The organism is Pseudomonas sp. NFACC13-1 (genome assembly GCF_900104425.1).
GTDB classification, from domain to species: Bacteria; Pseudomonadota; Gammaproteobacteria; order Pseudomonadales; family Pseudomonadaceae; genus Aquipseudomonas; species Aquipseudomonas fluorescens_AA.
Map to the genome: position 1 here is coordinate 258,220 of NZ_FMXV01000003.1, position 23,572 is coordinate 281,791.

At 63.4% G+C, this 23,572-nt stretch carries 22 protein-coding genes; 7 read left to right on the forward strand and 15 right to left on the reverse strand.

Features of this window, described 5'->3' with window-relative positions; translation table 11 throughout:
- Positions 1-75: 75 nt before the first annotated feature.
- The 3 genes from BLQ55_RS05860 to BLQ55_RS05870 form a co-directional block, all read right to left on the reverse strand.
- Complete coding sequence (locus BLQ55_RS05860; protein ID WP_092197634.1) at positions 76-1,047, reverse strand: L,D-transpeptidase family protein; 972 nt, start codon at positions 1,045-1,047, stop codon at positions 76-78.
- A gap of 252 nt (positions 1,048-1,299) precedes the next feature.
- Positions 1,300-1,593 carry a hypothetical protein gene (locus BLQ55_RS05865; protein ID WP_003199347.1) on the reverse strand — a complete coding sequence of 98 codons (294 nt, stop codon included), beginning with the start codon at positions 1,591-1,593 and terminating at the stop codon, positions 1,300-1,302.
- A 56-nt stretch (positions 1,594-1,649) separates the two neighbouring features.
- Positions 1,650-2,255 (reverse strand): arylesterase, encoded by a 606-nt coding sequence (locus BLQ55_RS05870; protein WP_092197638.1) that lies wholly within the window; start codon positions 2,253-2,255, stop codon positions 1,650-1,652.
- Positions 2,256-2,265: 10 nt separating this feature from the next.
- Here BLQ55_RS05870 and BLQ55_RS05875 point away from each other — a divergent pair, with 10 nt between their 5' ends.
- From BLQ55_RS05875 to greB, 3 genes are read left to right on the forward strand one after another with little or no spacing between them, the layout of a single operon-like run.
- Entirely contained in the window at positions 2,266-2,949 is a 684-nt protein-coding gene (locus tag BLQ55_RS05875; protein ID WP_060738553.1) for an ABC transporter ATP-binding protein, read from the forward strand.
- A complete protein-coding gene (locus tag BLQ55_RS05880; protein ID WP_092252876.1) occupies positions 2,949-5,453 on the forward strand; it encodes an ABC transporter permease in 2,505 nt (834 codons plus the stop codon). Before BLQ55_RS05875 ends, BLQ55_RS05880 begins: the two co-directional genes overlap by 1 nt.
- 34 nt (positions 5,454-5,487) lie before the next feature.
- Positions 5,488-5,985: a transcription elongation factor GreB gene (gene greB / locus BLQ55_RS05885; RefSeq protein WP_003199337.1), complete on the forward strand. Its 498-nt coding sequence runs from the start codon at positions 5,488-5,490 to the stop codon at positions 5,983-5,985.
- Positions 5,986-5,993: 8 nt separating this feature from the next.
- Here the strand turns inward: greB and BLQ55_RS05890 are convergent, their stop codons facing one another.
- The 3 genes from BLQ55_RS05890 to BLQ55_RS05900 form a co-directional block, all read right to left on the reverse strand.
- The gene (locus BLQ55_RS05890; RefSeq protein WP_092197641.1) at positions 5,994-6,302 is read right to left on the reverse strand and encodes a hypothetical protein; all 309 of its coding nucleotides are present in this window, start codon (positions 6,300-6,302) and stop codon (positions 5,994-5,996) included.
- A gap of 250 nt (positions 6,303-6,552) precedes the next feature.
- Positions 6,553-6,987, reverse strand: coding sequence for a DoxX family protein (locus BLQ55_RS05895; protein ID WP_092167599.1), 435 nt, complete (start codon positions 6,985-6,987; stop codon positions 6,553-6,555).
- Between the two features lie 100 nt (positions 6,988-7,087).
- Positions 7,088-8,509: an MltF family protein gene (locus tag BLQ55_RS05900; protein ID WP_092252878.1), complete on the reverse strand. Its 1,422-nt coding sequence runs from the start codon at positions 8,507-8,509 to the stop codon at positions 7,088-7,090.
- Positions 8,510-8,744: 235 nt separating this feature from the next.
- Between BLQ55_RS05900 and BLQ55_RS05905 the strand changes: the two genes are divergently transcribed.
- The 3 genes from BLQ55_RS05905 to BLQ55_RS05915 all read left to right on the forward strand — a co-directional run bounded on the left by BLQ55_RS05905 (position 8,745) and on the right by BLQ55_RS05915 (position 11,861).
- Positions 8,745-9,551 (forward strand): TatD family hydrolase, encoded by an 807-nt coding sequence (locus tag BLQ55_RS05905; RefSeq protein ID WP_092252880.1) that lies wholly within the window; start codon positions 8,745-8,747, stop codon positions 9,549-9,551.
- 221 nt (positions 9,552-9,772) lie between these two features.
- On the forward strand, positions 9,773-11,254 hold the full coding sequence (locus BLQ55_RS05910; protein WP_092252882.1) for a methyl-accepting chemotaxis protein: 1,482 nt from the start codon (positions 9,773-9,775) through the stop codon (positions 11,252-11,254).
- Positions 11,255-11,486: 232 nt separating this feature from the next.
- Entirely contained in the window at positions 11,487-11,861 is a 375-nt protein-coding gene (locus tag BLQ55_RS05915; RefSeq protein ID WP_092252884.1) for a terminase, read from the forward strand.
- 11 nt (positions 11,862-11,872) lie between these two features.
- On the opposite strand, the gene BLQ55_RS05920 is transcribed toward BLQ55_RS05915, so the two are convergent.
- The 3 genes from BLQ55_RS05920 to BLQ55_RS05930 form a co-directional block, all read right to left on the reverse strand.
- A complete protein-coding gene (locus tag BLQ55_RS05920) occupies positions 11,873-12,670 on the reverse strand; it encodes an acyl-CoA thioesterase (RefSeq protein WP_092252886.1) in 798 nt (265 codons plus the stop codon).
- A gap of 172 nt (positions 12,671-12,842) precedes the next feature.
- Positions 12,843-13,604 carry a CHAD domain-containing protein gene (locus BLQ55_RS05925; protein WP_092197651.1) on the reverse strand — a complete coding sequence of 254 codons (762 nt, stop codon included), beginning with the start codon at positions 13,602-13,604 and terminating at the stop codon, positions 12,843-12,845.
- A gap of 105 nt (positions 13,605-13,709) precedes the next feature.
- On the reverse strand, positions 13,710-14,000 hold the full coding sequence (locus BLQ55_RS05930) for a hypothetical protein (protein WP_060738562.1): 291 nt from the start codon (positions 13,998-14,000) through the stop codon (positions 13,710-13,712).
- A gap of 207 nt (positions 14,001-14,207) precedes the next feature.
- On the opposite strand from BLQ55_RS05930, the gene BLQ55_RS05935 reads away from it, so the two are divergent.
- Positions 14,208-15,245 (forward strand): patatin-like phospholipase family protein, encoded by a 1,038-nt coding sequence (locus tag BLQ55_RS05935; protein ID WP_092167582.1) that lies wholly within the window; start codon positions 14,208-14,210, stop codon positions 15,243-15,245.
- A 104-nt stretch (positions 15,246-15,349) separates the two neighbouring features.
- On the opposite strand, the gene BLQ55_RS05940 is transcribed toward BLQ55_RS05935, so the two are convergent.
- The 6 genes from BLQ55_RS05940 to kdpF all read right to left on the reverse strand — a co-directional run bounded on the left by BLQ55_RS05940 (position 15,350) and on the right by kdpF (position 23,437).
- Entirely contained in the window at positions 15,350-16,048 is a 699-nt protein-coding gene (locus tag BLQ55_RS05940; RefSeq protein WP_060738564.1) for a response regulator, read from the reverse strand.
- Positions 16,049-16,112: 64 nt separating this feature from the next.
- A complete protein-coding gene (locus BLQ55_RS05945; protein WP_092252888.1) occupies positions 16,113-18,764 on the reverse strand; it encodes a sensor histidine kinase in 2,652 nt (883 codons plus the stop codon).
- Positions 18,765-18,895: 131 nt separating this feature from the next.
- A complete protein-coding gene (kdpC, locus tag BLQ55_RS05950) occupies positions 18,896-19,441 on the reverse strand; it encodes a potassium-transporting ATPase subunit KdpC (protein WP_092252890.1) in 546 nt (181 codons plus the stop codon).
- A 138-nt stretch (positions 19,442-19,579) separates the two neighbouring features.
- Complete coding sequence (gene kdpB / locus BLQ55_RS05955; RefSeq protein ID WP_092252892.1) at positions 19,580-21,634, reverse strand: potassium-transporting ATPase subunit KdpB; 2,055 nt, start codon at positions 21,632-21,634, stop codon at positions 19,580-19,582.
- 10 nt (positions 21,635-21,644) lie between these two features.
- Complete coding sequence (kdpA, locus tag BLQ55_RS05960) at positions 21,645-23,339, reverse strand: potassium-transporting ATPase subunit KdpA (protein WP_092252894.1); 1,695 nt, start codon at positions 23,337-23,339, stop codon at positions 21,645-21,647.
- Positions 23,340-23,347: 8 nt separating this feature from the next.
- A complete protein-coding gene (kdpF, locus tag BLQ55_RS05965; protein ID WP_003218754.1) occupies positions 23,348-23,437 on the reverse strand; it encodes a K(+)-transporting ATPase subunit F in 90 nt (29 codons plus the stop codon).
- Between the last annotated feature and the right edge of the window lie 135 nt (positions 23,438-23,572).

A 23,572-nucleotide genomic window follows, 5' to 3' on the forward strand; every position in this document is an offset into this window, starting at 1 on the left:
TTTATTGTCTGGTGTTTTAGCAGGCGATAAAAAACCCGCCGACATCGCAAAGCGTCGGCGGGTTGCTTTCGAGTTTTACTGCTGCAAGTCGATCGGCGCGCTCGAGACCATCGGTGCCGAGGTATTGGGAACGGCAATCTCCACCGGCAGGCCATCTTCGGCCGCTACCACGTCCCGCACCACGTCCCAGTTCATGCGCAGGTTACTGGTGATGTCTTCGCGCTTGAGCATCGCATTGATCACCGCGGTGTGCTTGTCCACCACCGAGGGGTTGCCCTTGTCGTCCAGTGGCGTATGCGCTTCCAGGTACACCTTGCCACCGCTCAAGCCCAGCTTGTAGGGATCGTTGATGATCCGCACCGACGTGCCCACCGGCACCATGCTGGCCATTTCCAGTACGTTGTTGTTGAACATCCGGAAGCAACCGTGGCTGGTCCGCATGCCGATACCGAACTTCTTGTTCGAACCATGGATCAGGTAGCCCGGGGTGCCCAGGGTGAACTTGAAAGGGCCCAGCGGGTTATCCGGGCCGGCGGGCACGACATTCGGCAACGGGTCGCCGTCGGCAGCGTGTTCGGCCTTGATCGACGCAGGCGGAGTCCAGGTCGGGTTCGGTGTCTTGGCGATGATGCTGGTGTGGGCGATCGGCGAGCCCCAGCCCTCACGGCCAATCCCCAGCGGGAAGGTGTACACCACGTTCCGCCCCTTGGGGAAATAGTAGAGACGGTACTCGGCCAGGTTGATCACGATGCCCTCGCGCGGGCCCGGCGGCAGGATGAAGCGAGTGGGCAGCACGATCTCGGTGCCAGCGCCCGGCAACCAGGGATCGACTCCAGGGTTGGCGGCGACCATCTCGCTGTAGCCCAGGTCATAGGTGGTGCCCAGGTCGGCGAAAGTGTCTTCGTATTTGGCCTTGATGACTTGCACCTGGCCAACGATGTCTTCACCCGGCGGTGGCAGAGGCAGCTCGAGTGCGGCAACGGGGCCCGCCATACACAGGGCGGCAAGAGACAAGCAGCGGGCGACGGCAGGCAAGCGCGGCAACATCCGGGAAATCCTTCGCAGATCGAACAAGGGGTATTAAAACGGCGATTGTACACTGCCACCCGTTATTTCGGGGAGAGCGGCAAGGCGGCGTCCGATGCACAGCATTTTTTCGGGCATTCACCCCGCGCCCTGCGGGAGCCGAGCTTGCTCGCGATGACGGCGGTACATTCACCCTCGATGCAAGCAGTGCCACCGCTATCGCGAGCAGGCTCGGCTCCCTCAGGGGCGCGGGTCATGGCACGCGCTGAGGGATTACAACTCGAACCGCAGTTCCGGCCAGATCGGCGAGGTGCCGCGCTTCTGGGATTCCAGGATCGCCCGGCACAGCGAGCACAGGCGATGATCCTGGAAGATCTTGCGATCGACGCTCGACCAGCGCGGTTGGGCCGGCAGCAGGCTACCGCAGAGGGTCCGGTCGGCCGAGCCACCGAGTTCCAGCTGCCGGGTCACCAGATGCACCCGCACTTCCTGGCAGGCGAACAGATCCAGCTGCTCGTCAGGCTCGATCAGTTGGTAGGCAAACAGGGACCAGGCGGGACGCGGCATCGAGGGCTCCAAATCGGGGGCGCCACATTAGCCGAAAGCCCGCCTGTAGAAAAGCGTCAAAGCAGCGGTTTTAGCGTAGGCCAGACATTTTCCAGCAACTTGCCCTGGGCCGCGACGGACGGGTGCAATCCGTCGCCTTGCATCATTCCGGGAACACCTCCGATGTCCTTGAGGAAAAACGGCACCAGCGGCACTTTTTTCTCCTCGGCCAAGGAGCTGTAGACCCGGGCGAAGGCATCGGTATATCGGCGCCCGTAATTGGGCGGCAGTTGCATGCCCAGCAACAGCACCTTGGCACCGCTTGCGCGGGAACTGTCGATCATCGCTGCAAGGTTTTGTTGCAATTGTGTTGGTGGTTGTCCGCGCAAGCCATCGTTGCCGCCCAGCTCCAGGATCACCAGATCCGGTTTATGGGCTGCAAGCAGCGCCGGCAGCCGCGCCTGGCCTCCGGCGCTGGTGTCGCCGCTGATGGAAGCATTGACTACTTTATCGTCAAAACCCTCGGCCTTGAGCCGTTGTTCGAGCAACGACACCCACCCTTGCCGGGTATCCAGGCCGAAAGCCGCGCTGATACTATCGCCAACGATCAGGACTGTACCCGCCGCTGCGTTCTGGGCCATGCACATCAAGGCCAGGCCGGCACTCAAAAACCACACACGCATCGGATTCTCCATGGGCTCAAGCATTCTCACCGCGACGGACCTTAGCAAAGTGGTCGCCAGCGCGGAAGGTGAACTGACCATCCTGCACGAACTCAGCCTGGAACTGAACAAAGGCGACAGCCTGGCCATCGTCGGCGCATCCGGTTCCGGCAAATCCACCCTCCTGGGCCTGCTGGCCGGCCTCGACCTGCCCAGCAGCGGCGAGGTCACACTCGCCGGCCAGGCCCTCAGCGCATTGGATGAAGACCAGCGTGCGCGGATACGCGCCGAGCATGTCGGTTTCGTTTTCCAATCGTTCCAGTTGCTCGACAGCCTCAATGCACTGGAAAACGTCATGCTGCCGCTGGAACTGGACGGCCGCAAGGATGCCCGTGAACGCGCCACGCAGCTGTTGCAGCGCGTCGGCCTGGGCCAGCGCCTGACCCATTCACCGCGCCAGCTCTCCGGCGGCGAACAGCAACGTGTGGCGATTGCCCGCGCCTTTGCCGCCGAGCCCGACGTATTGTTTGCCGACGAGCCCACCGGCAACCTCGACAGCCACACCGGCGAGCGCATCAGCGACCTGCTGTTCGAACTGAACAAGGAACGCGGCACGACCCTGGTGCTGGTCACCCACGATGAACGCCTGGCCCATCGCTGCCGGCGCCTGATCCGACTTGAAGCTGGCGAGATGGTCGCCCCTCTGGAGCCTTGATGGCACGCTTGCCGCTGTTGCGCCTGTTCAGTCTCGCTGTCCGCCAATTGCTTCGCGATGCCCGCGCCGGTGAGTTGCGGGTGTTGTTCTTCGCCCTGCTGGTGGCGGTGGCGGCGAGTACCGCCATCGGTTACTTCGGTGCCCGCCTCAACGGCGCGATGATGATGCGCGCCACCGAATTCCTCGGCGCCGACCTGCTGCTCGAAGGCAGCTCGCCGGCCCGCCCCGAGCAGATCCGCAGCGGCACCGAACTGGGTTTGGAGCACGCCCAGGTGGTGGAGTTCTCCAGTGTCGTGGCCACCGACAATGGCATCCAGCTGTCCAGCGTCAAGGCGGCCGATGACCGTTACCCATTGCGCGGCGAGCTGAAAAGCAGCCCCGCCCCGTTCGCGCCGGAAGAAACCGGCGGACGTCCGAACCCCGGCGAGGCCTGGGTCGAGGCACGACTGCTGACGGCACTGGACCTGAAGATCGGCGACAGCATCGACGTTGGCAACCAAACCCTGCGGTTGGCCCGAGTGCTGACCTATGAACCGGATCGTGCCGGCAATTTCTACAGCCTCACCCCGCGCGTGCTGATCAACCTCAAGGACCTGGAGGCCACCGGCGTGGTGCAACCGGGCAGCCGTGTCAGCTATCGCGACCTGTGGCGCGGTCCGGCACCGGCCTTGCAAACCTACCGAGACCTGGTCAAGCCTGGCCTTGAAGCCAACCAGCGCCTGCAGGATGCCCGCGACGGCAACCGTCAGATCGGCGGCGCCCTGGGCAAGGCCGAGCGCTACCTGAACATGGCCAGCCTGGTGGCGGTGTTGCTGTCCGGGGTCGCCGTCGCGCTCTCGGCCAACCGCTTTGCCACCCGACGCTTCGATGCCAGCGCGCTGCTGCGCTGCCTGGGCCTTTCACGCCGGGAAACCATGGCGCTGTTCAGCCTGCAATTGACGGTGCTGGGCCTGCTCGCCAGCATCAGCGGCGCCCTGCTCGGCTGGGTCGCCCAACTGGGCCTGTTCGCCCTGCTGCATGACCTGCTGCCCACCACCGTTCCGCCGGGCGGACTGCTGCCGGCGATCGCCGGGATCGGCACCGGGCTGGTGGCCCTGGCGGGGTTCGCCCTGCCGCCACTGGCTGCGCTGGGGCGAGTACCTCCGTTGCGCGTGCTGCGCAGGGACATGCTGCCGATCCCCTCCAGCTCCTGGGTGATCTACGGTGCCGCACTGGGTGCCCTGGGCCTGATCATGTGGCGCCTGAGCCTGGACCTGGTCCTGACCTTCGCCCTGCTGGGCGGTGGCGTCGTTGCCGCGCTGGTGCTCGGCGGCTTGTTGTTGCTACTGCTCCAGAGCCTGCGTCGCCTGCTGGCCCGCGCCGCCCTGCCCTGGCGACTGGGCCTCGGCCAATTGCTGCGTCATCCCTTGGCAGCCGCCGGCCAGGCCTTGGCGTTCGGCCTGATCCTGTTGTCCATGGCGTTGATCGCGCTACTGCGCGGCGAACTGCTGGACACCTGGCAAAACCAGTTGCCCAAAAACGCGCCGAATTACTTCGCCCTGAACATCCTGCCCAACGACAAGCAGGCCTTCACCGACAAACTGCTGGAATTGTCCGCACAATCGGCCCCGCTCTATCCCGTAGTCCCCGGGCGCCTGATCAGCATCAACGGCGAACCGGCCACGGAGTTCGTCACCAAGGACTCGGCGGGTGACCGGGCGCTGCAGCGCGACCTGAGCCTGACCTGGGCCGCGGACCTGCCGGCGGGCAACGTCGTCACCGCAGGGACCTGGTGGTCGCAGCAACCTGCGGACGATGTCCCGGGGGTTTCGGTGGAAGGCAAAGTGGCCGAGAACCTCAAGATCAAGTTGGGCGACCGCCTGGTCTTCAGCGTGGGCGGGGTCAACCGTGAAGCCAAGGTCACCAGCCTGCGGGAAATCAACTGGGACAATTTCCAACCCAACTTCTTCATGATCTTCCAGCCCGGTACATTGAAAGACCTGCCGGCGACCTACCTCACCAGTTTCTACCTGGCACCGGGCCACGACCCACAGATCGTCGACCTTTCCCGGGCCTTTCCGGCGGTGACGATCCTGCAGGTCGAGGCCCTGCTCGAACAACTGCGAAGCATCCTGGCCCAAGTGACCCTGGCCGTGGAGTACGTGTTGCTGTTCGTGCTGGCGGCGGGAATGGCGGTGTTGTTCTCCGGCCTGCAGGCGACCCTCGACGAACGGATTCGCCAAGGCGCGCTGTTGCGCGCACTGGGCGCCGAACGGCCCCTGCTGGTCAAGGCCCGGCGCATCGAGTTCGGCCTACTGGGCGCCGTCAGTGGCCTGCTGGCGGCCCTGGGTTCGGAACTGGTGAGCCTGGTGCTTTACCGGTACGCCTTCGACCTGCCCTGGCATCCGCATCCCTGGCTGTTGGTATTGCCGTTGCTGGGGGCTTTGCTGATCGGCGCGGCCGGGGTGTTCGGCACCCGTCGGGCGCTCAACGCCAGCCCGCTGACAGTATTGCGCGAGGGTTGATAGACTCCCGGCTTCGCTATCACAAGAAGTTGCCATGAGCCGTTATCGCCCACCCCGCACCGCCGGCACCGCGCTGATCACCCCCGAGGGTGAGGCGCGGATGCGCGCTGAATTCCATGAGCTGTGGCATGTGCGCCGTCCCCAGGTGACCCAGGCTGTCAGCGAGGCGGCGGCCCAGGGTGATCGTTCGGAAAATGCCGAATACACCTACGGCAAGAAAATGCTGCGGGAAATCGACAGTCGCGTGCGCTTCCTCACCAAGCGCCTCGAAGCGCTCAAAGTGGTCAGCGAAAAACCCAGCGATCCGAACAAGGTATATTTTGGCGCCTGGGTCACGGTTGAAGATGAGGATGGCAAGGAATCACGCTACCGCATCGTCGGCCCGGACGAGCTGGACCTGAAACAGAACCTGATCAGCATCGACTCGCCGTTGGCACGGGCGCTGATCGGCAAGGCCCTGGACGCCGAAGTCAGCGTCCAGACGCCCACAGGCGAGAAACGGGTCTACATCGTGGACATCGCTTATCCGTGACCCTCACCTCAACGGCGCGTGATCAAGCCCTGCCGTGCGACACGGGTCAGTTGCCGGATCATTTCAGGAGCGTGCGCTGCGCTGGGGGACTGGATGACAGCCAGGTCGAAGCTGTCATTGGCAAAACGCGCCAGTGACTCACCGTCTTCGACAAACTGGATCAGGAAAGCGGCAGGCCCGTGGTTGCGACGCGGCCAGCCGTCGAGGTAACGCAGGAGTGTTGGCTGGTGAGTGCCACCCAGGAGAATTTTCGGGTTGCGTTGCACAAGGTTCGCCGTGATCGGCGCAAGACGTACAAGGGGACTGGGTGCGTTCATCGTGTCGTGTCTCTGCCTCGAAAGTCTGCATGGCAGGTGAGAGGCAACACCGAACCAGCGCTTTAGCGGTATTTCGAAGCCGTGTCTTTCCGGCTTCTATCGGCAACGGGAGGAGTCACCTGGCGCCCCGCAAGTAGCTGTTTAAATCGGCGCATGAGCGGCATCCTAGAGAAGCTGACCGGCCAGTGTCAAGAATCACTCCCCATAAAAAAGGCCCGTACAAGACGGGCCTCGGGTTCCAACGGTGCACTCAACCCGCGATGGCGCGATCGACCGACAGCTTGCCCGCACCTTCGATCAGCACGGCGATACTGCCTGCCAGCAACGCCAGGGCGAACTCATAACCGTTGTTGGCCATGAACAAGCCGTTACCGATGTGCACGGAGAAAATCGCCACCAGCGACAGGAAGGCCAGGCCCAGTGCCGCAGGACGCGCCAGCAGGCCGACGATCAGCGCCAGCCCGGCGAAAAACTCCGTACCGCCCGCCAGTGTCGCCATCACATAGCCCGGGGTCAGGCCGATGCTTTCCATCCACTGCGCCGTACCTGCCAGGCCGTAGCCACCGAACAGGCCAAAGAGTTTCTGCGAGCCATGGGCGGCAAATATGACACCGACGGCGATGCGCAGGACAGTCAAGCCATAGCCGGCGCGGGTGAACAGAACTTTGTTGATGAGAGTGCTCATGAAGTCATTCCTTGGGAGTAGTAGAGAGTGGCCGCTATATTAATCAATAAAATTCATGCTAAAAGCGGAAAAAATCCGTAATACCAATCAGTTTATTCGATCACTTACGCAATGCAACCTTTTGCTCCTTCGGTTCCAAGGACTCCCGTTCACGATCAAACGCCAGGTAGTACTTATTCACACTATTAACATAGCTGACGGCGCCCATTCCTACCTGCTCCATGGCAATGCGTTCGACCTGGAAAAACCATTGGTTGGGGTTCAGCCCCCGCCGCCGGGCCTCGGCTCGCATGCCTTGGACGCGCTCCGGGCCCATGTTGTAGGCCGCCAGGACGAAGGCCATGCGTTCACGCTCGTTGAGCTTGGGGCTGGCAAAGAACTTGCGGCGGATAAGGGCCAGGTACTTGGCGCCGGCCTGCACGTTGGCATCCAGGTTCTGGATGTTATCGACCCCGACCCGCTGGGCTGCCGCCGGGGTGATCTGCATCAGGCCGGTGGGGCCTGCACCACTGCGGGCGTTGGGTTGCAGAGCGGACTCCTTGAAAGCCAGGGCCGCGAGGTTAAGCCAGTCCATGCCCTGGGCATCGGCATGTTTTTGCAGCACCGGACGCAGGTTTTCCAAGCGTTGGCGGTTGGCCCGGGCCAGCGGATAGTGGACCTGGTACAAACGCCGGTAGATGCGCAGGAATGCCGCGTCCTGGTTGGAGGGCACCTTGTAGGTCACCAGGAATCGGTCGATGCTCGCCCGCAGCATGGCGGCGTCACGACGAACGAACCAATACTCGTCACTCGGCTCGCCGATCAGCACCTGGCGGTCGAAGCGCAGCTTAGGCAGGATCTTGCTCCAGCGCTCGGCAATGGGTTGCTCGACGATGGTCAGATGGAAAATCCCGCCCTGGACCATCTCCAGGACATCTTCCACAGCCAGGGTAGGATCGACCCATTCGATCTTCACCGGCGGCAGCTTGAGCAGCGCCAGTTTCTGATTGATCTGGCTCACGGCATCCCCCGCCGCACTGCCGTTGGGCAGGGCCAGGGTCTTGCCGGAAAGCTGTTCCACGCGCGTGTAACGCTTCTCTCCCTTGATGCCCACCAACAGCAAAGGCACGTCGGTACGGATCGGGTTGCTGGCGCTGACGGCATGGCCGGCCTGAGGCTCAAGCAGCTCACCCGGCGCGACGAGGTCGCCCTCCCCGCGCTGCAAGGCACCGAGCAGTTGGTCCTTGGCCTTGGGAATGATCTTGAGGGTAATTTCCTGGCCGTCCCGGGCGTGGCCATTGAGGTATTGCTCGAAGGCGCGCAGCCGATGGTATTCGACGCCAATGGGCTGCCCCTGGACTTCACCGGAACTGTTGCGGCTCTGGTTGACCAAAACCTTCAACACACGACTGCTGCGGATCTGCGCCAGGTCGCGCACCGTACCCGGTGCCGCCGCCTGCACCGGCCCGGGCAGCCGTGCTTCGGCCGGTATCGGCAACAGCAGCGAACAACACAACAGTAACAATACCTGGGGACGTGTCATCCACTCTCCGGAAGGAATACTGCGGACCGCCTCCGTGAAAAACGAGGCTGAGTCGACAGAAACAGAGCGCCTTGGACGCTGAAAAAGTGCGGAAGACTGGCACAGTGATGGCTTTTATACCAATTCTATGTGTCTCGCGACCTTAACAGACAGCCTCAACTCGTTGTAGTTCTTGGCTTTTCTTATAAATCTACAGCTCTGATATGCTTTCCGGCCTTTGGGCCGAGGTAGCACCATGCAACTCATCGATATCGGCGTCAACCTGACCAACCCCAGTTTCACCGACAAACACCAGGCGGTGCTCGAGCGCGCCTATGCATCCGGGGTCTGCCAACTGGTCTTGACCGGCACCAGTATCGAGGGCAGCGAACAGGCCCTGGAATTGTGCCAACACCTCGACGAGACCGGGGAACGACTGTTTTCCACCGCTGGCATTCACCCCCACAGCGCCAGCGAGTGGACCGCCGACAGCGCCCGGCACCTCGAGGACCTGCTGACGCACAGCCGCGTGCGCGCGGTGGGTGAATGCGGGCTGGATTTCAACCGAGACTTCTCGCCCCGCCCCCAGCAGGAAAAGGTCCTGGAGGAACACCTCGCCCTGGCGGTCCGGTTGCAATTACCGGTCTTCCTGCATGAGCGCGACGCCGACCAGCGCTTGCTGGACATCCTCCGGGAGTTTCGCGATCAATTGCCGGCGGCCGTGGTGCACTGCTTCACCGGGGAAAAAAAGGCGTTGTTCAGCTACCTCGATCTCGACCTGCATATTGGTATCACTGGCTGGATCTGCGACGAACGCCGCGGCACGCACCTGCACCCATTGGTGCGCGAAATACCCCGTGGCCGACTGATGCTCGAAAGCGACGCGCCCTACCTGCTACCCCGCACGCTGCGGCCCAAACCCAAGAACGGGCGCAACGAGCCGGCCTACCTGACGGAAGTCCTGCGCGAAGTGGCCTTGCACCGGGGCGAAACCCAGGAAGACCTGGCAGCCCACAGCAGCGCCTGCGCCCGGGCGTTCTTTGGACTACCCACGATCTCCTGACCCCTGCAAATCCCTGTGGGAGCGAGCTTGCTCGCGATAGCGGCGTATCAGCCTGCACATTGGCTGACTGGCACACCGCTATCGCGAGCAAGCTCCCTCCCACAAGAGGACTTCGTTGTCTGTCAGCCCTCTGTTGACCCACATCAAAATCCCGGCACCTGAATAGCGGCAGAATAATGGCACCTTGCCAATGCTGTTTCCGCTATCAGAGAAGACCTTCCATGGGTGCCTGGCTTAGCAATATCTCGTTGAAATACAAATTCTGGGCGGTCAATGCGGTCGCCTTCATCACCACCTTGCTGCTGGTGCTCTACGCGGTGCACCTTGAACAGCAGGCGCGCAACCACGCCGCCCTGGCGAACGCCCAGGCACAGGCACAGGTGCTCAAGGCCTGGCCTGCCGGGCAACCCTTGCCCAGAGCTGACGGTCTCTTGGCCTTCCGGCGCGACCAGGTCCCGGTGTTCAACGAACGACCGTTGCCTTCGCTGGCTCAGGCCGATGGCTGGGTCGAACTCGATGCCGGGCCGCTGCTTGGCGACGATCCGTTGCTGGGTGCCCAAGTGATCCGTCGAGATGACGGACAGTCACTCGCGGTGTTGGCCCGAGGTGTAAGCCTGAGCCAAGTGTTCGGGGAACGCTTCAGCCAATACGCCATGGCCGTGTTCGTGTTGATGCTGGCAATGTTGGGCGCGTCGCAGCTGTTGATCCGCTTTTTGCTCAGCCAACTCAACACGCTCAAAGACGTGATGCTGCATGTGGAAAAAACCGGCGACCTGTCCGCCCGCGTGCCTCTGGCCTGCAAGGACGAAGTGGGCCAGATGGCGGCGGCGTTCAACGCCATGCAGGCCGGCTATCAACGGGTGGTCGACACCGTAGCCAGTACTGCCCGACAGCTGGACAGTGGTGCGGCGCGCCTGGCGTCGAGCATGAACGATGTTCGCCACGGCATGCTCGGCCAGCAAAGCGAAACCGATCAGGCAGCCACGGCGATCAACGAAATGTCCGCCACGGTTTATCACATCGCCCAGCACGCCGGCGCCACCCGCGACCTGTCGAAAACCGCCGACACCCTGGCTGGCAACGGTCACGAAGTGGTTGGTCGGGTGCAACTGTCGATCACCGGATTGTCGTCGGGCGTGCAGCAGACTGCCGAAATGATCCAGCGCCTGGCCGAAGACAGTCAGAAGATCAACGGCGTGGTCAATGTGATCCACAGCATCGCCGAGCAAACCAACCTGCTGGCCCTGAACGCGGCCATCGAAGCGGCGCGGGCCGGGGAAATGGGCCGAGGTTTTGCCGTGGTGGCCGACGAGGTGCGCAACCTGGCCAAGCGGGTACAGGCCTCCACGGATGAAATCACCCTCATGGTCGCGGCCCTGCAAGCCGGCACCCGGGACGCGGTGGACTTCATGCAGGAGAGTTCGCTCAAGGCCGACGATTGCGTGCAACAGGCCCGCGAGGCCGGCGACGCGCTGGCACAGATCACCGCAGCGGTGGCCCAAATGCGCGAGAGCAACACCCAGATCGCGGTCGCGGCCGAGCAACAAAGCCACGTCGCCGAGGAAATGAACCGGGCGGTGGTGAGCATTCGCGATGTGACCGAAAACACCGTGCGCCAGACCGTCGATTCAGCCACCACCAGCGATGAATTGGCAACGTTGGCGGGCGAGTTGAGCAAGGCGATCGGGCAGCTCAAACTTTGAGGACGCCTTCGCGAGCAAGCTCGCTCCCACATGGGATCGAGTCGGACACAAAAGTTTGTGAGCCCGACAGCCCCTCATGTGGGAGCGAGCTCGCTCGCGAAGAGGCCAGTACAGTCAACTCAAATGTAACCTTTGAAACGCTATCGCCTCGATAACCAACCTCGATTCGCAGTCGCCCTTGCAGGCACCTATTCTTCAAGCATCAGCGCACACGAATCGAGGGAATAGCATCATGGGCAAACGTCACCCCAATCTTCCAGCCTGGCAATGGCGCGCCTACCCCGACAATCATCGTCACCCCACCAACCTGGTGTTGCACCTGATTGCCGTGCCACTGTTCATCATCGCCTTTCTGCTGATTGTGACGGGCGTGTTCAGCTTGAGCCTGGGGGACATCGCCATCGGCGTCATCGGCCTGCTCGCGGCACTCGGCCTGCAGCGTCACGGACACAGCCTCGAGGCCCAGGCCTCCGAGCCGTTCAGCGATCGCAAGGATGCCGTGTCACGCCTGTTGGTGGAACAGTTCCTGACTTTTCCGCGGTTCTTTCTCAGCGGTGGCTGGTGGCGCGCCTGGCGTGATCGCCACCGTCACAACCGTAAACCTTAGCCGAAGCGGCCTTAACCAAAGATCGTTACCGTCTGCCGGCTCAGGGCGATCAAGCGGCCATCGGCGCTCCAGAACTTCGCGGCAACATGGCCGTAGCCGTCCTGGGCATGTTCGATCTCGGCCAGGTACTTGCACCAGTCCAGCGTCGTGAGGTCCAGCAGCGGCTGGACGAACTCGATGGTCCACGTGAGCGTGCTGCCCGGGGCCATTTGCGAGAGGTGAGGCAACAACGCCGGAGGCCAGGCGTCCACCAAGGCCAGGATATGGCTTTCGTTCAGCGGCTCCTCCTGCACATCGCCACGCAAGCGCACCCAGCCGCCCATGCTTCGGGATTTATTACCGCTGAATGGCACGCCGCCGACGCTCCAGCGCATCGCCAGGTGCCGCATGAACTCCGGGGTCATGTCCTTGACGTAAGGCAGCTCCTGGGACTGCTCCACGCTCTTGAATTCCGGCGCGGGATCGGCCTGCACCGCCACCACGGACGAGCGCGAGGCACCAAAGCTGCCTTGCACCACGGTCACCACCTGACCGTTCTGCACCGCGCGCCCCAGCACTTGGCTTACCGCCTTGCCTTCTCGCAACACGTCGACTTCGAAACTGACCGGCACGTCGGGCTCGACCGGGCCGACGAAGGTAATCGCCAGGGAACGCACCGGGCGATCCGCCGGCACCTGGGCACGCATCGCCTCATATTGCAGCGCCGCCACCAACCCGCCAAAACTGGCACGGCCCTGGCCCCACTCTGGCGCGATAGTCACCGCACCTGGCTGCCGGCGCACGGCATCGATCAACTCGGAAAAGCGCATGACGACCTCGAAAACAGGGGGAGGGGATGACGGCATCTTAACCAGCCCAGGCAGGTGGCACAGGGCTCATTCCGGCCAAAGAGGCTGGCAGAAAAGCCGAGGATCTCGAATCACCCCCACCCCACTTGTGGGAGCGAGCTTGCTCGCTCCCACAAGTGGAAATGAGGTGGATTCAGGACTTTTCGAAGCAACTGGCAATCAGCTTGTCGAGCACCTTGTCGGACTTGGCCTCGGCCTTTTCCATCGTGGCGTGCCAGGTGGGCACGCAAGCTTGCAGATCGGTTTCTTCCTTGGCCCTGGCCAGCCATTGCCAGCAATCGTGCCAGTCACCCAGCGCACCCTGGGCGGACTTGAGCCGTGGCATGGCGGCTTCGGGCAAGCGGTCGAGCTCAGGGTAAGCTTCGATGGCGTAGCGCACGCGCTTGATCAGCAGGCGCAACCGGTGGCGATCATGGGCGGGATCACGCAGGGCTTCGCCGAGTTTCTTCCACTGTTTGTCCAGGCGCTTTTCGATGCGTTTGCGCAAGCCCTTCAGCAGCCCCTCACGCTGGGCGGCGCGAACGAAGCGCGGAAAGGCATCGAGCATCATAAGCAACTGGGCCAGCTCAACACTCGCGGCCACGGCGGGATAGGCATCGGCCATTTGTATCTGGCGTCGCCGCGCCGCCTCGGCCAGGCCATGTTGTTCAAGGTAGGCCGCCAACACCTCCCGGTCGCGCAGGGGCGTGGTCAGGGTGCCCACCGCCGAAGCCGCCGTTTCCAGTTGTTCGACACCGGGCAACCCACGCAGCGGACGAAGCAGGCTGCGCAAACGGCGCACCGTGGTCCGCAGGTCATGCAGCGCTTCGCTGTCGGTGTGGGCATTCAAGCGGGCCTGACAGGCCAACAGGCGGACTTCCAGGCCCAATATGCGGGCCACCAGCCGATCGATCATGGACGTACTCCGTACACAGCGTTGAGCGTCAAGCCGCAAGCTACCCGTGAAAAAAGATTCTGCCCCCTTCCCTTGTAGCTTGCAGCCGATTGCTTGTCGCTGCCTTTATCGTCCCGCGCGGGATTCGCGGATGTAGAAACGCGCCTTCTCGGCTTTCTTGGAGCAGCCTTCGAACGCTTCGAATTGCTGCTGGGTCTTGGCGCCCGTCAGCAGGGACAAGGCCTTGGAGTAGCTGACGGTGCCGGCAAAGCCTTCGGCCTTGGCCAGGTCCAGTTCACGCCAGGCGCTGTCGAGCTGGCTGCCGCAACTGTCGCGGTAAGCGGTTTTACCTGCGCAACCGGCCAGGGCCAAAATCATCAAAGATGCCACCAAAGGCAGGCGGATCCGGGCTTTCATCAATAACACCTCAGGTCAGGTCAACAGTCGTGCTGTTAAGACGGTGGCAACGGCGAAAAGTGCCTTGCTTGACCGCGTAAATTCAAGTGTGGCCGAGCATACGCAAATGCCGTCGCAGCGTGTCAAAAAACGACGTCCGCGCCACAACGATTGAGCCGAGCCGTCGATGAGTGCATTGTTGAAGTCTGTTCGACAAGAGGCCGGGTCATGACAAAACGTGTCGCATTGGTATTGGGCTCGGGTGGCGCCCGGGGCTATGCCCATATCGGGGTGATCGAAGAAATCGAACGACGTGGCTACGACATTGCCTGCATCGCTGGCTGTTCCATGGGGGCTGTCGTGGGTGGGATCTATGCGGCGGGCAAGCTCGATGAGTATCGCAACTGGATCGAAAGCCTGGATTACCTGGATGTCCTGCGCCTGGTGGACGTCAGTTTTCGCCTGGGGGCGATTCGTGGCGAGAAGGTCTTTGGGCAGATCCGCAAGATCGTCGGCGAGCTCAACATCGAAGAGCTGCGCATCCCCTACACCGCCGTCGCGACCGACCTGACCAACCAGCAGGAAATCTGGTTCCAGGAAGGCTGCCTGCACCAGGCGATGCGCGCCTCAGCGGCGATTCCCAGCCTGTTCACACCCGTGATGCAAGGCAATCGCATGCTGGTGGATGGCGGCCTGCTCAATCCGTTGCCGATCGTGCCGGTGGTGTCGAGCCACTGCGACTTGATCATCGCGGTCAACCTCAACGCCACCAACCAGAAACAGTACCGATTACCGGTGATCCCGCGCCCCGCCGCGTTCAGGCGCCGCTTCGACACCCTGGTCAGTTCCCTGGGCTCGCGCCTGCCGTTTCGCCGCAAGCAGGCCGAGCAGTTGTTGCTGCTGGAGCAAGAAGCCTTGAAGGCCGAGGCCGCCGAGATCAACCCGTGGATCGACTCGGCCGAGCCCGAGGGCCAACAACCGGCTGCCGCGCCAGAGAACGAAGGCGCACCGAAATCCGCCACCGGTTCATTCATCATCGATAACGTCGGCCCGGCTTCGTTGCTGGACTTGATCAACCAGAGTTTCGAAGTGATGCAGACCTCGCTGGCCCAGTACAAGATCGCCGGTTACCCGCCGGATGTGCTGATCAACGTGCCGAAACGGGTGTGCCGTTTTTTCGAGTTCTACAAGGCGCCGGAGTTGATCGCCCTGGGGCGGGAGATTGCCAGCGATACCCTGGATCGCTATGAGCGTGAACAGAACTAGGCATTTGCGCTGGCTGTGGGGGCCTCATCGCGAGCAAGCTCGCTCCCACTGAACCCTGTGGGAGCGAGCTTGCTCGCGATGACGGCAGCCCGGACAACACAGAACTAAAGCCCACCCTCCCCCAACAACCGATACCCCACCCCCGCCTCGGTCACGATGAACCGCGGCCGGGTCGGGTCGTCGGCCAGCTTCTGGCGCAGGTGACCGACCACGATCCGCAGGTAGTGACTGTCTTCGGTGTGGGTCGGGCCCCAGATGTCCTTGAGCAATTGCTGCTGGGTGATGACCCGCCCCGGGTGCCGCGCCAGTTGCGCCAGGACGGCGTATTCCTTACGGGTCAGGGCCACTTCGGTGCCGTCCAGCAGCACCCGTCGATAGGCCAGGTCCACCGTCAGCGGGCCGAATTTCAGCGCGGCCTCCTGTGGCTCGCCGGCCGGGGCCTGGCGCAACAACGCGCGGATACGGGCGAGGAATTCCTGGATGCCGAACGGCTTGGTCACGTAATCGTTGGCGCCGTTGTCCAACGCCTCGACTTTCTGCGCTTCGCTGGCCCGCACCGAGAGCACGAGCACCGGCACCGTCGACCATTGGCGAAATTCGCGCAACACCTGTTGGCCGTCCATGTCCGGCAGGCCCAGGTCGAGCACCAGCAGATCGGGCTTGTTCAGCGCCGCTTGGGCCAGCCCTTCGGCGCCGGTGCCGGCTTCCAGCACCTTGTAGCCCTGGGAGCTCAAGCTGATGCGCAAGAATTTGCGGATCTGCGGTTCGTCATCGATGACCAAAAGGGTCGCGGTCTGGCTCATGGGGTTCGTTCGTTGCAATCCAGTGGAAAGGCACGCAAGTGACAAGAGAGTATCTCAGCCAGGCTCAAGCTTCATCGTCCATGCCCGGTTGCGCCTGCAACGGCAAGTGCAACGTGATGCAGGTGCCGCGTCCGTCGAGGCCATCGGCCACGCTGATTCGCCCGCCGTGGGCACCGACCATGCCCTGGCAGATCGCCAATCCCAAGCCTGTGCCCTGCCCGCCCCGATCACCGCGCGCGGCGGTGTAGAACATATCGAAGATTTTCTCCCGCTCCTCTTCAGGAATCCCGGGGCCTTCATCGGCCACGGCAAAAAACACCTCATTGGCGGTCGCCCCGGCACACAGCAGCAGGCGTCCTTGGGCTGGCGAGAACCGCGCCGCGTTCTCCAGCACGTTCACCAGGGCCTGTTCGATCAACGCCGCGTGAACATACAGCAAGGGCAATTCAGCCGGCACCTCGACCGTGAGCGCCAGGGGCGCCAACACCGCTCGCAGGCGATTCAGCGCACTGCCAACGATGTCAGCCGGCGCCACCCAGTCCCGCGCCAGCTTCAGGGCGCCGTGGCCGAGACGAGTCATGTCCAGCAAGTTCTGGATGTAGCGATCCAACCGCTCGGCTTCATCGCGGGTGCCTTCGAGCAGCTCGCGACGATCGGCCAGCGGGATCGCCTCCCCCAGCGCCAACAGGCTGTCGATGCTGCCGCGCATGGCGGTCAGCGGTGTGCGCAGATCGTGGGACACGGACGCCAGCAAAGCGCTGCGCAGTTGCTCGGTTTCACCATGCAGGCGCGCCGCTTCCAGGTCCTGGGCCAGTTGCGCCCGAGCCAGCGCCTGGGCCAATGGCTGGCTGAGGGCCGCCAGCAAACGGCGACGCTGACCACTCAGGGGCTGGCCTTCTTTCGGACAGACACCCAGCAAGGCCAGCGGCCCGCCCTCCGCCGACAACGGCCACCACCACCAACGCCCGGAAGGCAGTGTCCCGGTGCCGGCGCCGGCCGACTGATCGTGCTGCCAGGACCAGTCGGCCGCCGCGCGCTCGGCCTCGGTGAGGGTCAACGGCTCGCCGCTTTCGACTTTCCAACCGCCCTGGCTGTCGCGGTCGAGCAGGCATAGCTGCAAATCGTGCCAACCGTTGAGGTGCTGCGCGGCGGCGCTGATCACGGCCTGGCGGTCGGTGGCGGCAGTGAGCTTGCGGGACAGGTCCAGCAGTTCGCCGGTTTCCTGTTGGGTGTCGCGCAGGGCCTGCAACTGGCGGCGCTGGCGAGCGGCCAGGTTGCCGGTCAGGGCCGCCATGAGCAGGAAAAACACCAGCGTCAGCACGTCTTCTTCGCGCTGGATGGTCAGGGAAAAATTCGGCGGTATGAACAGGAAATCATAGGCCAGGAACGACAGCGCCGCGCAGGCCAGCGCCGGGCCGAGGCTGCTGCGTACGGCCACCAGCAACACCGCCATCAGGAACACCAGGGAGATATTGGGCAAGGCCAGCAATCCCGAGATTCCCCAGGCCAATGCGCTGGCCACCACGGTCGCCAGCAACGCCAGCACATAATCGAATCTGGTCTGGACGGCGTCTGAGTGCACGCGGGCGGGACGCGGTTGCTCATCGCTGTCCAACACATTGATTTCCAGGCCCCGGGCATCGCGCAGCAGGCGCGAAGCGAGGCCGCCGCCAAACAGCCGTCGGCGCAGGCGCGGCCGGGACTGGCCCACCAGCACCAGCGTGGCGCGACGTTCGCTGGCGTGCTGGATCAGCGTCCTGGCCACTTCGCCGGCCCGCAGCAGCACCACTTCGCCGCCGAGGCGTTCAGCCAGTTGCTGGGCATTCTGCAGGCGCTGGCGCGAGGCCTCGTCACGGGCGCTGCCGTTGTCCACGTGCACCAGGCTCCACGGCAAATGCCGACGCTGGGCGACGCGGCTGGCATGGCGCACCAGGCGTTCAGCCTGCACATCACCGTCCACCCCCACCAGCAAGCGCCCGCGCACCGCCGGCGCGGCCTGGCCCAGTTGTCGATAGCCCAGGGCCAGATCATTGTCGACCTGGGCGGCGGCGGTCTGCATCGCCAGCTCACGCAACGCGGTCAGGTTGGTCTGGGAGAAAAACGCATCGATCGCCGCCCGGGCCTGTTCCGGCACGTAGACCTTGCCATCGCGCAGACGCTCCAGCAGCTCACGGGGTGGCAGGTCGATCAGCAGCAGTTCATCGGCTTCCTGCAGGACCCAGTCCGGCAACGTCTCGCGTACCTGCACGCCGGTGATGCCGCGTACTTGGTCGTTGAGGCTTTCCAGATGCTGGACATTGACCGTGGTATAGACGTCGATGCCCGCTGCGAGCAGTTCCTGAATGTCCTGCCAGCGCTTGGCATGGCGGCTGCCGGGGGCGTTGCTGTGGGCCAGTTCGTCCACCAGGACCAGGTGCGGCCGGGCGGCGAGCAAGCCGTCGAGATCCATTTCCTCGAGTATCACGCCGCGATATTCCGAGCGCACCAACGGCTGCTGCGCCAGGCCGCCGAGCAGCGCTTCGGTTTCGCTTCGGCCGTGGGTCTCCACCACCCCGGCGATGACCGTCACGCCTTGGCGCAGTTGGGTGTGAGCCGCTTGCAGCATGGCGTAGGTCTTGCCGACACCGGGGGCCGCGCCAAGAAAGACCTTGAGCCGGCCACGGCCGTTACGGGGCAGATTGGCTAACAGTGCGTCGGCGCGGCCGGAGTCGCTCATGCTGGGGATTCTCTTGTTTCGAATGGTTCAGCCCCCCTGTGGGAGCGAGCTTGCTCGCGATAGCGGCAGCTCAGCGAACATTGATGGTGACTGATACACCCTCATCGCGAGCAAGCTCGCTCCCACAAGTTCTACAGTTTTTCCAGGGCCAGGTTCAGCGCCAGCACATTCACCACCGGTGGGCCCACCAGGGGTTGCTCGGTGTTGTCGTCGAGCAATTGCTGCAAGGTCGAGGCCGGCAGGTTGCGCGCGGCGGCGACACGCGCCAGTTGATAGGCAATTGCCGCCGGAGGCAAGTGCGGATCCAGCCCGCTGCCGGAGGTGGTCAGCGATGCCAGCGGCACCGGGCCCTGACCAGGCACCTGAAGCTTGCGGGCGTCATCGATCACTCGTGTGGCCAGGGCCGGATTGCTCGGGGAGAAATTGCTGGCACCGCTGGCGACCGTGGCGAAGGCACCGGCCGATGGCCGTGGATGAAACCAGGCATCGCCGGTGAAGTCCTGGGCGATCAGCGTCGAGCCACGGACCTTGCCGGCGGCATCGACGATCAGGCTGCCGTTGGCTTGGGTGGGAAAGGCGACTTGCGCCACGCCGGTGACCACCAGTGGGTAGGCGACACCGGTGATCAGGCTCATCAGCAATAACAGGCTCAAGGCCGGGCGAATCAGAGTGGACATTTCAAAATCCTCGATTGAAGTAAATCCTGGGAATCGCCTTGTGGGAGCAAAGCTTGCTCGCGATGCAGACACTTCGATCCCAAGCAAGGCCGCGTCATCGTTCATCGCGGGCAAGCCTTGCTCCCACAAATGGTGAACTCAAACCAGGTGCAACGCCGTCAGCAACATATCGATCGCCTTGATCCCCACGAACGGCACCACGATCCCGCCCAGGCCATAGATCAACAGATTGCGCCGCAACAGCGCCGCCGCGCTTGCGGCTTGCACGCGCACGCCGCGCAGGGCCAGAGGGATGAGCACGACGATGATCAAGGCGTTGAAGACAATGGCCGACAAAATCGCGCTCTGCGGGCTGCTCAGGTGCATCACGTTCAGCACGCCGAGCTGTGGATAAATCGACGCGAACAGGGCCGGCAGGATGGCGAAATACTTGGCGATGTCGTTGGCGATGGAAAAGGTGGTCAGCGCCCCACGGGTCACCAACAGCTCCTTGCCGATCTGCACCACGTCGAGCAGTTTGGTCGGGTCGCTGTCGAGGTCGACCATGTTGGCCGCTTCCCGCGCGGCCTGGGTGCCGTCGTTCATTGCCATGCCGACATCGGCCTGGGCCAGGGCCGGGGCGTCGTTCGCGCCGTCGCCGCACATGGCCACCAGCCGACCGTCATTTTGCTCGTGACGGATACGCGCCAGTTTTTTCTCCGGCGTGGCCTCCGCCAACACGTCGTCGACACCGGCTTCGGCGGCAATCGCGGCGGCAGTCAGCGGGTTGTCACCGGTGACCATCACCGTGCGAATCCCCAGCTTGCGCAGCTCGGCAAAACGCTCGCGGATGCCGGGCTTGACCACGTCCTTGAGATGGATAGCGCCGAGCAGCATGCCGTCCGCGCACACCAGCAACGGCGTACCGCCGCTCTGGGCGATCTTGTCGACTTCCCGCGCCAGGGCCGGCGGCAATTCATTGCGTGCAAGGCCGATGAAATCCAGCAACGAATCCACGGCGCCCTTGCGGTAGATGCGCCCCTGATAGTCGACCCCGGACAGACGGGTTTCGGCACTGAACGGTACGGCCGTGAGTGCCTCGACGCCTGGCTCGGGCTGTGGGTGCAAACCTCGCAGGTACTCGACGATGGACTTGCCCTCGGCCGTGTCGTCAGCCAACGAGGCGAACAACGCGCCTTCGGCCAGTTCCTTGGCACTCACACCAGGGGCGGCATAGACCGCCGTACAACGCCGATTGCCAAAGGTGATGGTGCCGGTCTTGTCCAGCATCAACACATGCACGTCTCCCGCCGCCTCGACCGCACGGCCGGATTTGGCGATCACGTTCAGGCGCACCAACCGGTCCATCCCGGCGATGCCGATGGCCGACAGCAGCCCGCCGATGGTGGTGGGAATCAAGGTGACCAACAGCGCCACCAGAAACACCAGCGGCAGGCTGGCGTTGGCGAAATGGGCGAACGGTTGCAGCGTCACCACCACCAACAGGAAGATCAGCGTCAGGCCGATCAGCAGGATATCCAACGCCACCTCGTTCGGCGTTTTCTGGCGCTTGGCGCCTTCCACCAAAGCGATCATGCGGTCCAGGGTGGATTCGCCGGGATTGCTGGTGATGCGTATCAGCAGCCAGTCAGAGACCAGCCGCGTATTGCCGGTGACGGCCGAGCGGTCGCCGCCGGACTCGCGGATGACCGGTGCCGATTCGCCGGTGATCGCCGCCTCGTTGACCGCAGCGATGCCTTCGATCACCTCACCGTCGCCGGGGATCATGTCGCCGGCCTCGACGCGTACCACATCGCCTTTGCGCAGACGAGTGGCGGGGACTGTTTCGAACCCGCCGGCAGTCTGGCGATGTGCGTTGAGGCCTTCGCTGCCGGCCTTGAGGCTGTCGGCCCGGGCCTTGCCGCGCCCTTCGGCCAAGGCTTCGGCGAAGTTGGCGAACAGCACGGTGAACCAAAGCCACAGCGCAATCTGCGCGGCGACGAAGGTCGGCACCGTAGTGTCCGGAATGAAGCACAACACGGTGGTGAGGATCGCGGTCAGTTCCACCACCAGCATCACCGGGGCACGGTGCAACTGGCGGGGATCGAGCTTGACGAAAGCCTGCACCAGCGCCGGCCGCCAGAGGGCCGACAGGTGGGTCTTCGGTTGTTCCGGCGCCTTGACGGCGACGGTTTTGCTCATCGGCATATTCATCATCAGATCCTCAGAAGCCCATGCTCAAGTGTTCGGCAATCGGCCCCAGCGCCAGGGTCGGCAGGAAGGTCAAGCCACCCACCAGCAGGATGGTCACGGTCAACAAGGTCACGAACAGCGGGCCGTGGGTGGGAAAGCTGTTCTGGCCAATCGGCGCGGTTTTCTTCAAGGCCAGGCTGCCGGCCAATGCCAGCACCGGCAGGATGTAGCCGAACCGGCCGATCAACATGCCCAGGCCCAGCATCAGGTTGTGGAAAGGTGTGTTGGCGCCGAACCCGCCGAATGCCGAACCGTTGTTCGCTCCCGCCGAGGTGTAGGCGTACAACAACTGGCTGAACCCGTGGGCACCCGGGTTGCTCACCGCTGCGGCAGGCCCGGGCAGGCTCGCGGCGACGGCCCCCAGCACCAACACACTGACGGGCATCACCAGCAGGGTTGCCACCAACAGTTGCACCTCTCGGGCGCCCAGCTTCTTGCCCAAGTATTCCGGGGTGCGACCGATCATCAAGCCAGCCAGGAACACAGCGATCAACACGTTTAACAGCATCCCGTAGAGCCCGGCCCCGACGCCGCCGAAGATCACCTCGCCGACCATCATGTTCACCAGGGCCACCATGCCACTGAGCGGGTTGAGACTGTCATGCATGGCGTTGACCGAGCCGTTGGACGCTGCCGTGGTCGTCACCGACCAGAGCACCGTGGCGGTGGTGCCGAAGCGCGTTTCCTTGCCTTCCAGCGGCGCGGTCTGTTCGACGGCTGGGTCGTTCAGGGCCGGGTTGGGCTGGTATTCGGCCCACAACGACGTCGCGCCACCGATCAGGAACAGCGCCAGCATGCAGGCGATGATCGCGCGGCTCTGACGCAGGTCCTTGACGTAATGACCGAACGTGAACACCAGCGCGGCGGGAATCAGGATGATCGACGCGAGCTCGAACAGATTGCTCCAGGCCGTCGGGTTTTCGAACGGGTGGGCCGAGTTGACGCCGAAGAAACCGCCGCCGTTGGTACCCAATTGCTTGATCGCGATCTGGCTGGCGGCCGGCCCCAGCGGGATGACCTGGTCGGCGCCCTGCATCGTGACCCCGTGCACATAGTGCGCGAAGGTCTGCGGCACGCCCTGCCAGACCAGGAACAACGCCAGCAGCAGGCACAGCGGCAACAATCCGTAGAGGGTGGCACGGGTCATGTCGACCCAGAAGTTGCCCAGCGTCGTGGCGGACTTGCGCCCGATCCCGCGACACAGCGCCACCAGCACGGCCAGTCCGGTGGCGGCGCTGACGAAGTTCTGCACGGTCAGGCCGGCCATCTGGCTCAGGTAGCTCAGGGACGCTTCGCCGCTGTAGGACTGCCAGTTGGTGTTGGTCATGAAACTCACGGCCGTGTTGAAGGCCTGGGTCCACTCCATGCCGGGCAGTTGCTCGGTATTGAGGGGCAGATGTCCCTGCAGCAGCAGAATCGCAAACAGCAACACAAAACCCGCCAGGTTGAACGCGAACATGGCCAGGGTGTATTTCTGCCAGCTCTGCTCAGCGCTGGAATCGACACCGGCCAGGCTATAGCAACCGCGCTCCACCGGGCCGAGGATCGGGGAAAGCCAGGTGCGCTGGCCTTCCATCACCCGGTAGTAAAAACGCCCCAGAAACGGTGCCGGAATCAGCACCAGGGCGAAAAAGGCGAGGATCAGCCCGTAGTCATAACCGTGCATAGCCGCTCCTAGTTCCGATCGGCGCGCAACAGCGCAACCAGCAGATAAATGAACAGCGCCACTGCCAGCAGCAGCGACACCCCGTCCAGAACACTCATGGGATTTCTCCGTGGTACGGCGTCGTGCCGTGTGTGGGGTGATTGTCGGCAGGGAGGCTGTAAAGGAACGAGATCGAGAGAGGGCGTGGGGGATAAAGAAAGTGTAAAAAATGAGGGGTTGGTTGGCTGGGCTGG